Origin of the sequence: Streptococcus sp. SR1, from assembly GCF_000526075.1 — a bacterium.
In the GTDB taxonomy this organism is placed as follows: Bacteria; Bacillota; Bacilli; order Lactobacillales; family Streptococcaceae; genus Streptococcus; species Streptococcus halitosis.
This window is the reverse complement of sequence record NZ_JATR01000015.1, coordinates 160,017-171,798: the sequence shown is the minus strand read 5'-3', so window position 1 is coordinate 171,798 and position 11,782 is coordinate 160,017. Positions and strand designations below refer to the sequence as shown.

The following is an 11,782-nucleotide window of genomic DNA, read 5'->3' as shown; positions in this document are numbered from 1 at the left end:
ATTTGCTAATTGAGGGACCTTTCTTTATTATAGCATATTTCTAAAAAGAAGCTTTACTCTTCTTGCATTTCAGTGAGAAAACAAAAAGGAGTCCTGTTGAACTCCTCCCATTATTTATGACTTAATTTCTTGGTCAAGAAATCTCCCAAGAACTGGATTGTAAAGATAATCAAGATGATAATGATGGTTGCCAAGATGGTCACATCGTGATTGTAACGGTTAAATCCATAAGCAATGGCTACGTTACCGATACCACCAGCACCAACTGCTCCCGCCATAGCCGTTTCCCCAACAAGGGAAATCAAGGTCACTGTCGTCACACGAATCAAATCTGGAAGACCTTCTGATAGATAAACACCCACGATGTCCCAGAAGGTCGCTCCACTAGCCTGCGCCGCCTCAATGACACCACCATCTAGCTCAGCCAAGACCACCTGCACCTGACGGGCAAAGAAGGCAAAGACCGCAAAAGAAAGTGGGACAAGGGCTGCATTTGGCCCGATACTCGTCTTCACAATCAAGTGAGAAAGTGGCGACATGATTGCCAAGAGGATGATGAAAGGAACCGCACGGAAAATGGAGGTGATCTTGTCTAAAATCCAAAAGATAACCTTATTTTCCAAGACACCGCCTGGCGCTGTCAAGACAAGGAAGAGACCTGCCACCAGCCCCAAGAACCCTCCGATGATGAAGGAAAGAACTGTCATATAAAGAGTTAGGTAGATAGCCGTTCCCCAGCCTGCCTGACCAGCCCAGCCCATCTTATAGACATTTGGTAGATAAGTTTGAATCAACTCTGTCATCTTACTGTCCTCCCTTCAATACTTTTAACTGGACACCCGCTTGACGAATGGCTTCTTGAGCACCTGCTAGCGCTGCTTTTTCACCTGACAAGACCACCACCAATTCTCCAACGGGAGTGCCATCGAGAATTTCGATATTTCCATAGAGGATATTAGCCGTTACTTGGTAACGCTTGTACAATTCATTCAAAAGTGGTTCGTCTGTCGAAGCACCTGCATACTTGAGCTGCACTAAGATACTGTTCTCAGATAAATGCTCTACGATTTCTTGCTTCTCAATCTTGACCATGGCTTCATCAATACCTGTCGCAGTTGAGATAAAGTCCTGGGTCAAAGGCTGTTTAGGATCTGAGAAGATTTCAAGGACACTGCCCTCTTCAATCAAACGACCATCCTGCATAACTGCCACACGGTTGGCAATGTCTTTGACAATCTGCATTTCGTGCGTAATCAAAACAACCGTCAAGCCTAATTTTTGGTTCAAATCTTGCAACAAGGCCAAAATCTGCTTGGTTGTCTTAGGATCAAGGGCAGACGTTGACTCGTCTGAAATCAAGATTTTTGGATCATTGGCCAAGGCACGCGCAATGGCCACACGCTGTTTTTGCCCTCCGGATAGTTGTGAAGGGTAGTTTTCAGCACGATCCGCCAAGCCAACCAAGTCCAACAACTTAGCTACTTTGGCTTTCTTTTCTTCCTTGCTGAGTCCAGAGTGTTTGAGGGCAAAGGCCACATTCTCCTCTGCTGTCTTCTGACTCATGAGGTTAAAATGCTGGAAAATCATCCCAATGTCTTGACGCTTACGACGCAACTGCTCTGCTGTCAAGGTCACTCTGCCATCAAAGATTACATCGTCGTCAATGGTAATTTCCCCAGCAGATGGCTTTTGCAAGAGGTTAATCACCCGTACAAGGGTTGATTTCCCTGCTCCAGAATATCCAACGATTCCGTAGATATCCCCTTCTTGGATGTGAATGGTCACATCCTTAACCGCTGTGATGGTTCTCTTCTTTTGGTGAAAAGTCACATCGATCTGATCTAACTTGATAATATCTCTACTCATAGCTTCTAATCAGCTCCTCTACTAATTCAATATGGGTGTAGTAATCGGCGATTCGCACATTTTCATCTCCACCGTGGTCTCGGCTATTGGCATTTCCTAAACCAAAGGCCACCATTGGTACCTCTAGGGCATCAAAGACCGTATGCATAGGCCCTGTTCCTGCTGTGGTCGGCAAGACTGATACGCCCTGTGGATAGAATTTCTTGGCCAACTCGATCACATTGAGAATGGCTGGTGCGCTCATATCGCTTCGATAGCTCATCTCTCCCAAGGTATAGTATAATTCTACCTTATCAAAGCCATTTTTGTCTAGCTGTTTCCGAATTTTTTCCAGAACATCATGCGGTTCTAGGCCAGGAACCAAACGAACCTCTAGCTTGGCACTAACCTCTGCTGGCAAAATCGTTTTAACCCCTTGTCCTTGATAACCTGACTGAATCCCTTCGATATTAAGGGCCGGCTCGAAAAAGAACCGTTTTAGAAAGGCTGCACGATCCTCTTGTAAGAGAGGCAATTCCAAACCATAAATGCGACTAATTTCCTCAGGATTGCGTTGGGCGTAGGTATCTACCAAGGCTAGTTCTCGTTCATTTGGCTCTTGAACATCCTCGTACAAGCCTTCTACCAAGATACGTCCATCTGCTGCGCGTAGACTACTTAGAGCCTGGACAAGATACCATGGAGCTGATTCCACAACCCCACCATAACTAGAGTGAATATCCACATCGGCACTTTTTACCTTGGCATCAAAGGTCACAATTCCCTTGTTTCCACCAGAAATTTCTAACTGCTCCAAGGCATTCTTAGTCCCTTGTTCCCAGACCAACAAATCAGCCCCACGGAGTTTGTCCGCATGTTTTTCCAGATACTTATCTAGGTCTGTTGAAGCCGATTCCTCCGCTCCTTCCATGATAAAACTGATATTGACAGGTAGGTCATCGTGGTGCTGCATATACTTTCTCAGAGCACTCAAACGAGCCGTGATATGGCCCTTGTCGTCGTCAACCCCACGCCCATACATAAAGCCATTGCGGACCGAAAGCGTAAAAGGATCCTCTGTCCACACCTGGTCACCATCCGCCGGCACAGTGTCATAGTGGTTATAGAAGATCAAGGTCTTGGCATCCGGACGCGAACTCTTGAAGTGCGCCATGACAAAGGGCGCCGTATAAGTCTCATCAATCTCCACTTCAGCCCCTACACGCTTGCAAATCTCACCCAGATAGTTTGCAACCTCCTTGAGTCCAACCTGTTGGGCAAAGACTGATTTCTTGGAAATCAAGGTACGCAAAACCTCAAAATAATGCTGGGCTATATGATCCCTTTCAAATTTTTCAATCTGTTCTTGTTCGCTAGGAAAAACCATATTCTCTCTACCTTTCTATGAACCTATAGTCTTCTTTACAATCCATGCTCTATACAAAAGCAAGAGGTGGAAACTCTCTCCCACCTCCCTGTGTCTTATTACCAAACTGGTTGGTCCAAACCGTCTGATGTTTCTTCGATAACTTTTTTCACTTCATCAGTGTGGTAAGCTGCGATCACTTTCTTGATGGCATCAGCCTTAGGTGATGATTCCCAATCTTTTTTCGCAACGATGATGTTGTACCATTGTTTTGAGTTTTCATCAGCTTGCTCTTTAAAGAGTGCTTTCTTGTAGTCCAATTTTGCTTCTGTAACGAAGGTATTGTTTACAACGGCAGCGTCAACTGATGACAATGAACGAGCTGTTTGACTAGCGTCCAATTCAGTAATCTTCAAGTTCTTTGGATTTTCTGTAATGTTCGCAACTGTTGCAAGAGCAGTTCCAGAAACATCCAATTTGATCAAACCAGCTGATTGAAGCAAGTAAAGCGCACGGCTTTCGTTTGTTGCATCGTTTGGTACGGCGATTTCACCCTTATCTGGGATTTCTTCCACTTTGGTATACTTGTTTTCTTCCCCATTTTTACCTGAGTAAAGGCGGATTGGTGAGATATATGTATCTGCAATCGCTACAAGGTCTTTCCCGTTTTCTTTGTTCCAGTTGTTCAAGAAGTTGTAGTGTTGGAAAGCATTCAAGTCTACTTCGCCATCAGCAGTTGCCTTGTTTGGTTGTGAATAGTCTGTGAACTCTGTGAATTCCAATTTAATTCCATCTTTTTCAACCAATTCTTGGATTTTATCCCAACGCGCTTCTTCAGAACCGCTACGGTTAACTGTTGCAATTTTGACAACTGTTTCGTTGTCTGCTTTCTTTTCTGAATTTCCGCAAGCTGCAAGAGCCAAACCTGCGACTGTAGCAAGAGCCGCTACACCGAGCCATTTTTTAATTTTCATGATTCTATCTCCTTTAAAAATAATACCGTAATAGTATCTCATACTTTATTTGATTTAGCAAATTGTTATTAGATAGGCAGACATATAGTTTGAAACTATATACCTAAAAATTGAGAAATCATCCGCCTTTCTCAGACTGGATGATTTCATACCACTATTTAATATCAGCTTCTGCTGGGAGATAAGTGTCTCCGAAGAACTGTTTAGACAACTTTTCAAGAGTTCCGTCTTTGTAGAGTTCTTGGATACGTTTGTCTACAAATGTTTTCAACTCATCTTGACCTTTAGCAAGAAGTGGGTAAACGTAAGGTTGTTGGTCGCTTGGAAGTTCAATGACTTTCAAGTTGTCCAAACCTTGGTCCTTGATGACTGTTTCAACACCGATTTTATCAAAAATCTTGTAGTCAAACTGGCCATCGCTCAAGCGTCCCATGATTTGTTGGAAGTCCGCTTTAGTATACTTTAGGACAGTTGGATTATCTGAATGTTGTTTGTTGTAGTCTTCTAGCTGTTTAGCAGAAGTTGTCCCTTGAACAACTTCTGTTGATTTTCCACCGATATCATCAAGCGATTTGATGCTAGGGTCATCTTTTTTCACTACAAGAACGTTAGGGTTTTTAGCAGTTGGAGCTGCATAAAGGTATTTTTCAGCACGTTCTTTAGTGTAGCTGATGTTGCTAACAGCCATATTGTAACGGTCAGCATCAAGTCCTGCAAAGACTCCTGACCACTCTGTCTTCTCAAACTTGACATCATACTTGTCAGAGTCTTTAAAGATAGCGCGAACCACTTCAATTTCGTAACCAGTCAATTCGCCATTTTCTTCATAGTTGAATGGTTTTGGTGTAGCATTAGTTGCAACGATAATTTCTTTCTTGCTAGCTGCTTCTCCCTCTTTTTTCGCACCACCTGAGCAAGCTGCTAACACACCTACAGCCACAAGTCCTAGAGCAGCAAGAGATGAGTATTTAACGATTTTTTTCATGTCATTTCCTCCAAAATAGAATACTTTACTATCTTAACAGAAAATATTTTTTTTTGCCATTATATGATATCTATCTCGGTGATAGGTTTTTTTTATGGCTGATTTAAAAGACCAGACGCAAGACTGCAATCAAGACTACCCCAAAAAGAACCGTACCTACTAGATTGCGGTAGCGAAAGGCTACCCAAGCCGTTGGAAAGACTGCTAAAAAGTCCAGCCATTTGATTTGAGGGAGACTGCCAACTTTGCCAGTCACTACGCTTGAAAGGATCAAGGCAAAGATAATGGAAACAGGCAAAAACTTCAAAAACCGCTCGACGATAGCTGGCAAGCCCTTGTACTTAACCAAGATGAAGGGAATCATACGGGGAATCCAAGTCACTAGGCCTGAAAAGATAACGGCTAACAAAAGATATTTACTGACCATCTAAGACCACCCCCATGGTACAACCTAGCAAGGTCGCAAACAAAACAGCTAGCGACTGAGACACTACTGTCAAGAGCAAAAAGAAGGACACCGCAACAACGGCTAGGATTAGTAGCAGATTCCGTACAGGAACCCGTCTTTGCATAATCTGAAATTGTGAAGTAAAAATCCCGATAAACATCCCAACAAGGGCAAAGTCCAAGCCAAAGACTTCAGGATTCGGAAGAAGGCCACCTAAAGCCGTCCCCGCCACTGTCCCAATAAACCAGGCTACATAACTATTGAGATTGTTCCCGTGCATCCACATAGGATGGACTTTATCTGTATGGGCTAATTCTCCCATCAAAACGCCATAGGTCTCATCTGTCAGGAGACTAGACATGCCGATATTTTGCCAGAGACTAGTATGACGGAAATAGGTCGATGCATGCAAGCTCAGCAAAAAGAGTCGCAAGTTGATCAAAAAGACCGTCATAGCAATAGCTGCCACAGGCGCTTGTACCGCAATCAGTGCCAACATGGCAAACTGGGCGCTCCCGGCATAAACAAAGAGGCTCATCAAGCCCATCTCAACAGGTGTCACATAGGGCGCACCGATAATCCCACAAGCCAGACCGATACTAACATAGCCGAGGGCAGTCGGCATGGCCGCATGTACACCTTCCCAAAATCCTTTTTCTTTCATCCTTCTCCTCATATTTTCTCCAGTTGAGGCTGTTCATCATCACAGCCACAGCACGGACTATTATAACATATTCAAAGAAGAGAAAAAAGTCTGCTGATTTTGGCCGTCATAAAAAGACTGGCGATCCAGTCTCAAACACCTATTATACAAATTCTCCTCTAAATGCTCTCACGAATATTCAAGAGCATGACAAATGCGGTTAGGAGTAATAGCAATAGAATAAAGCTGACCGCTAGGACCCCAAAACTTGTAGCAATCGTTACGAAAACGATTGTGAATAGACTTGGTAAGACAACCGTAATAGCACCAATAGAGGATTGAACCGCTCCCATTGACTCCTCAGGTATTTGTTTAAAGACGAGTTCTTGCAATCTAGGAGAGAGTAACCCTGCGATGAAGGCATCCAAGGAGCTGAAAAGCAGAATCAAACCAAAATGAACTGTGGCAAATCCTACTAGAAGGAGTAACTGGATGACGACCGAAGCGTATAGAGCTGTTTTTATAGAAATCGTATTTTTCAGATAGCCACTTACAAGGCTTCCGACAATAAGTGCTAACAATTCTAGTGTTGATAACAAAGCGAGTGATTGACCAGTTTGTAAATCCAAAAACGGTTGGTTTCTTAAAAAAAGAGTTGAAATAGGAACAGTAACATTAATCACCGCTTGGCTGATAGAGACGATAAATAAAATGAAGATCACTCTATCCATATTCCAGATCAATTTTGATGATTGGAACAAATGCTGGCAAAACGATTTTATAGAAAGACCTTCTTGATAGCTAATTGTTTTTTCAACTTTCAAAAGATCATTTTTTATGAGAAGAATACCTACAAATGCTATCAGAAACGTCAGAGCGTTTAGCAAGGAAATGAACTGAATGGAAAGAATTCCTAGTAAAACCCCTCCTAGAATATTACTGATTGTCCGAACTAAACTAACTGTTGATTGTTTAAAGCCAATAGCTTCTGTCAGATGTTCTTTCCCAATGATTCTTATAAAAATAGGAGTAAGCATGGCTCCTGAAAAGTAACTCAATGTATCCGACAAAAGGTTCATTAAACAAATAAAGAATACAAGCCATAAGGAAAAGGGCTGCCCTGAAAGCGAAAGCGCCACTATAGAATAAAGTACAAATTTGACAAAACTAATAACCGTATACTTTAGAACACGATGGTGTTGAAAGTCAGCCAAAACTCCCATAAAAATTTGCAGAACTTGAGGAACAGTCTCTGAAATCGTAATGAGTAAAATTGCCAAGGGGGCAAACGAAGCATCTGCCACATAATTCAAAAAAGCAAGATAAAAAATTGTATCCCCAACCATTGAAATCCACTGGTTGATGGTTAGTTGCCTAAAATCTCTATTTTGAATAAATACTTTCATCGCAACTCCTTTTTGAGTTCAAATGGGAACTTTTCCCCAAGGATAGACCGATATTGCTGAGCACCCAAAATTACAGCAACGGTAAAATTTGACCAATGCCATTGTAGACTATGTGCAGTCCAATAGGCCAATAAATGGACTTTGTCACTCTAAATAAGACTGCAAATATGAGACCGCCACCCATATATACGAAAAAGTCTGTCAAGACCCAACCGTGGTTACTAATGTGCAAGATTCCAAACAAAGCAGCCGAACCGAGCACATCCAGTCCCCATTTCTTTCCTTTTTCCAGAGCTGTCATCACCAATCCACGATAAATCATCTCTTCAAAAATAGGACCTGCAATCACAGGATAGAAAAAATACATCAAAAATGCCGTTGCTCCCGTAAAAGTAGGAACATCCAGTTGATAAGCAATTTCATTTTTGGTAGGCGGAAAAATAAAAAATGTGACGAAGTTCCAAATAACAAAAGCTAGGAGAGATAGGAAGCAATAGAGAAGATAGGAACCTCTAAATTTTCGACTGTTGATTTTCTGCCATTTCCCTGACCGAATCATAACAATAATAGCAAGCAGAACCACAAGAAAATTCAACAGCATATCTGACAAATAATAGGCAAAGTCAGATAGACCAGCAGCAAGGTCGCTATGTAAAAGCAAACGAATGAAGAACTGGTCAGAAATGACAAGTAGAATAGCTATTAAAAAATAGTAGCGTGAGATTATCTTTTTCATTCTATTTTCTCCTATACTATGAAATAAGGATAGTATAACACGGAAATCACCACATTTTAGAAAATCGCATATTTGATATTGTTTCTCATGGAAATTTCACATTCGCGATAGTAGATTAATCGATAAGTTCTTTGTATTGCTGAAAACGCAGTTCAAAAAGAGCTGTTAATTGTGGATTTTCTAATATTTGCAGAGATTGGATAAAGTGTTCAATCTCTTTTTGATTGCTCCCCTTAGTTTGAAGGAAAATGCTCATCTTCTTTAAAAACTGCCACAATAATTTCTCAAAAACATAGTATGGTCGGAGCATACTCTCCAACTCGGCTTCAAAGATTGGGATATAAGAAAAAAGTTTGCGCTCCATGAGCTCTGAGATGATATTAAGATAACCACTTTTCATATACAATTGATTGTGTACCAACTCTTTAAATTCCTTGGATTTTTCAAGTAAAGAGGTGGATAAAAAAATCAGATCTTGATTACTTAAGAAAGGCATGGTATTGCAAAAAAGATAGAGTTCAAACCAGGTCCAAGACTCGATAGCATAGAGGTAGCTAGTCAAAAACTCACTATCCTCTTCTTCTAGCGGATAGTTTTTATCCAAGGAATGGATAGCATCTTTGATCACAATAGCATTCAAACGACGATAGGTCTGCGCCATCTGTTCTTGCTCGACTTCCTCTAATAGTTTCTCTAAGCCAGCTATATCTTGATGGGTAAAACGATTTACAATCTTTCGACCGATTCGCATATGTGGGGATTCCTGGTAATTATTAAGCTTGTGTCCAAACTCGTCGAAGGTCACATTTATCCCTTGGATAGCTAGGATCAGTTTATCCGCAGACAACATGGACTGCCCTAGTTCAAACTTGGATAACTGAGATGCTGTCAGTCCATCACAAGCTACATCTGACTGCTTGAGTTTTCTCGCCAAACGTAATTCCTTGTAAAATTCTCCCAATTCCATTCTCTCAATCATCTGACCACCTCCTAATTTTTACATATTATATCATCATTTTTACAGTTTTGTCAAAATATTCTGACATTTTCTGGAGTTAAAAAGCCAGCTTCAAGCTGACTCTTTATTCCATGGTATCAAAGGCGAGACTCGGCTTAGCATTTAGATCCAAACTGGCAAAATTCTTCTTATTCCACTCACTGACACTGGCATAGGCAATCATACCGGCATTGTCTCCACAAAGGCGCAGGGGTGGGATGATGACCTTGACATCTGTGATTTCAGCTGCTAGGCGTTCTCTGAGCCCTTTATTAGCTGCCACGCCACCGGCCACGACTAGGGTTTTAACAGGATATTTTTCCAAAGCCTTCTTGGTTTTGGCCATAAGAATATCCATGACTGCTGCTTGGAAAGATGCTGACAGGTCTTCCTTGGACAAGCTTTCTCCCTTTTGCTCGGCATTGTGGTGAAGATTGATAAAGGCAGACTTCAAACCTGAGAATGAAAACTCTAGATTGTCCTCCTTAATCATGGCACGAGGGAAATCATAAATATCTTGCCCCTGATGAGCTAGCTCATCAATCTCGCGACCTGCTGGATAGGTCAAGCCCATGACACGGCCGACCTTATCATAGGCCTCACCAACTGCATCATCCCGCGTTTCCCCAACAATCTTATAATCCCCAGCCTCAGAAACATAGACCAACTCTGTGTGCCCACCACTAACCAAGAGGGCTAGCAAGGGAAACTCCAAAGGCTCGACGCTCTGTGCTGCCATGAGGTGACCCGCCATGTGATTCACGGGGATCAGCGGAAGTCCATGAGCCCAAGCAAAGGCCTTAGCAGCTGACAAACCAACTAGCAGTGCTCCAACCAAGCCTGGTCCGTAGGTAACAGCCACAGCCGTTACATCCTCTTCGGTAATTCCTGCTTCTGCTAGCGCCTCCTCGATGCAGGCTGTAATGACCTCGACATGGTGACGACTGGCTACTTCTGGCACTACGCCCCCAAAACGTTTGTGACTCTCAATTTGACTCGCAATGACATTGGACAAGAGCTGGTCGTCGTTTTTTAAGACAGCGACACTGGTCTCGTCACAGGATGTCTCAAATGCTAAAATATATCTATCCTTCATCTATTTCTCTCTTCATGATGATGGCGTCCTCGACTGGGTCATGGTAGTAGGCCTTTCGCTCAGCGATGACCGCCATCTTTTCTTTCTTGTAAAATGCTTGCGCTCGTTGGTTTGACTTTCTGACTTCGAGGAAAATCTCCTTATCCGCTAGCAATTGAGCAAACAAGGCTGACGCAATTCCCTGACCCTGATAGGCTTTTTTGACAGCGATTTGCAGGACTTCTGCCTCAAAGAGATTCTCCTGAACGGCTAGAAAGCCAATCACTTCTGCCCCGTCCAAAGCCAGAACATACCATGTCTGGTCTTGGGACAGGTCTGCTTGGATTTGTTCCAGTGTCCAAGGGCTGACTGGGTAAACATCTGCCATGACAGCGTAGATGGTTTTAGCTAGTTCAGGCTGTTTTTGGATTCGTTTGATTTCTATCATAGGCGTTTAATGTAAGACTCGCCAGACTCAGTATGGTTCTTGAGCCAGTTTTCCTCGGCTTCGACACGCTTGAGATAATTTGGCACAAAGTCGTGCAAGGAGTCTTCTTTCTTGTCCCATGCCCAAAGAGCTAGATTAGCTGCATTTGGCAAGGTCTCTTGGGAACTAGCTTGTGGTAGCTGTTCTTGGATCTGCTCCACAAAGGCTTCAACCTCTCCAACAAAGGTCACGTGTTCAGCATCCTTGACTTTTTCTAGCACTTCCGCAAAGGACAGGTGTGCTTCTGGCATGACAGGTTTGGCATTTTCATAAAATCCTGCATAAACATTGTTGCGACGCGCATCCATCAGGGGAACAAGTAAACCTTCTTGTTGGCGTGGTACCAGAGACAATAGACTCGACATACCAACCAACTCAATGTTCAGGGTATGAGCCAAGGTCTTGGCAGTTGCTACCGCAATTCGCAAGCCCGTGTAGCTACCTGGCCCTTCAGCGACCACGATTCGATCCAAATCCTTAGGTGTCCAATCCAAACTGGCCATCAAAAAATCAATGGCAGGCATGAGGGTAATACTGTGATTCTTCTTAATATTAATCGTCGTCTCGGCAAGAACCTGCTTGTCCTCTAAAATGGCTAGAGAAAGAGCCTTGCTGGACGTATCAAAAGCTAAAACTTTCATAACACATTCCTATCTTTTTGTCTGCTTACTATTATACTACAAAAGCTGACGCATGGGAGTTTTCTTTGTTTTGAAACAAAAGGGCCTGCCACTTAGACAAAAAGAAGTGTAAATAAGTCATATATGTTTCAACTCGATTTTCGATGCAAGAGATCATCATCGTAAAAATAGAAAAAGTC

Annotated in this window: 13 protein-coding genes; all 13 read right to left on the bottom strand. The window is 42.6% G+C overall.

Going from position 1 to position 11,782, the window contains the following annotated elements; genetic code table 11:
- Window positions 1-110: 110 nt before the first annotated feature.
- Window positions 111-803 carry a methionine ABC transporter permease gene (locus tag HMPREF1518_RS05800; RefSeq protein WP_000137507.1) on the bottom strand — a complete coding sequence of 231 codons (693 nt, stop codon included), beginning with the start codon at window positions 801-803 and terminating at the stop codon, window positions 111-113.
- A 1-nt stretch (window position 804) separates the two neighbouring features.
- On the bottom strand, window positions 805-1,866 hold the full coding sequence (locus HMPREF1518_RS05795; RefSeq protein WP_033584780.1) for a methionine ABC transporter ATP-binding protein: 1,062 nt from the start codon (window positions 1,864-1,866) through the stop codon (window positions 805-807).
- Window positions 1,859-3,232 carry a M20 family metallopeptidase gene (locus tag HMPREF1518_RS05790; protein ID WP_033584778.1) on the bottom strand — a complete coding sequence of 458 codons (1,374 nt, stop codon included), beginning with the start codon at window positions 3,230-3,232 and terminating at the stop codon, window positions 1,859-1,861. Before HMPREF1518_RS05790 ends, HMPREF1518_RS05795 begins: the two co-directional genes overlap by 8 nt.
- A 98-nt stretch (window positions 3,233-3,330) precedes the next feature.
- Complete coding sequence (locus tag HMPREF1518_RS05785; protein ID WP_033584776.1) at window positions 3,331-4,185, bottom strand: MetQ/NlpA family ABC transporter substrate-binding protein; 855 nt, start codon at window positions 4,183-4,185, stop codon at window positions 3,331-3,333.
- A gap of 154 nt (window positions 4,186-4,339) precedes the next feature.
- Window positions 4,340-5,170, bottom strand: coding sequence for an amino acid ABC transporter substrate-binding protein (locus HMPREF1518_RS05780; protein WP_000724973.1), 831 nt, complete (start codon window positions 5,168-5,170; stop codon window positions 4,340-4,342).
- 103 nt (window positions 5,171-5,273) lie between these two features.
- Window positions 5,274-5,597 (bottom strand): AzlD domain-containing protein, encoded by a 324-nt coding sequence (locus HMPREF1518_RS05775; RefSeq protein ID WP_000253936.1) that lies wholly within the window; start codon window positions 5,595-5,597, stop codon window positions 5,274-5,276.
- The gene (locus tag HMPREF1518_RS05770; protein ID WP_081730819.1) at window positions 5,587-6,282 is read right to left on the bottom strand and encodes an AzlC family ABC transporter permease; all 696 of its coding nucleotides are present in this window, start codon (window positions 6,280-6,282) and stop codon (window positions 5,587-5,589) included. The genes HMPREF1518_RS05775 and HMPREF1518_RS05770 overlap by 11 nt, the downstream gene beginning before the upstream one ends.
- A gap of 158 nt (window positions 6,283-6,440) precedes the next feature.
- On the bottom strand, window positions 6,441-7,667 hold the full coding sequence (locus HMPREF1518_RS05765) for an MFS transporter (RefSeq protein WP_033584774.1): 1,227 nt from the start codon (window positions 7,665-7,667) through the stop codon (window positions 6,441-6,443).
- 70 nt (window positions 7,668-7,737) lie between these two features.
- Complete coding sequence (locus HMPREF1518_RS05760) at window positions 7,738-8,403, bottom strand: CPBP family intramembrane glutamic endopeptidase (protein WP_033584772.1); 666 nt, start codon at window positions 8,401-8,403, stop codon at window positions 7,738-7,740.
- A gap of 115 nt (window positions 8,404-8,518) precedes the next feature.
- A complete protein-coding gene (locus HMPREF1518_RS05755; RefSeq protein ID WP_033584770.1) occupies window positions 8,519-9,382 on the bottom strand; it encodes an XRE/MutR family transcriptional regulator in 864 nt (287 codons plus the stop codon).
- Between the two features lie 103 nt (window positions 9,383-9,485).
- Window positions 9,486-10,496 (bottom strand): tRNA (adenosine(37)-N6)-threonylcarbamoyltransferase complex transferase subunit TsaD, encoded by a 1,011-nt coding sequence (tsaD, locus tag HMPREF1518_RS05750; protein WP_033584768.1) that lies wholly within the window; start codon window positions 10,494-10,496, stop codon window positions 9,486-9,488.
- Complete coding sequence (gene rimI, locus HMPREF1518_RS05745) at window positions 10,486-10,923, bottom strand: ribosomal protein S18-alanine N-acetyltransferase (RefSeq protein ID WP_033584766.1); 438 nt, start codon at window positions 10,921-10,923, stop codon at window positions 10,486-10,488. The genes tsaD and rimI overlap by 11 nt, the downstream gene beginning before the upstream one ends.
- The gene (gene tsaB, locus HMPREF1518_RS05740) at window positions 10,920-11,603 is read right to left on the bottom strand and encodes a tRNA (adenosine(37)-N6)-threonylcarbamoyltransferase complex dimerization subunit type 1 TsaB (protein WP_033584764.1); all 684 of its coding nucleotides are present in this window, start codon (window positions 11,601-11,603) and stop codon (window positions 10,920-10,922) included. Before tsaB ends, rimI begins: the two co-directional genes overlap by 4 nt.
- Window positions 11,604-11,782: the final 179 nt, after the last annotated feature.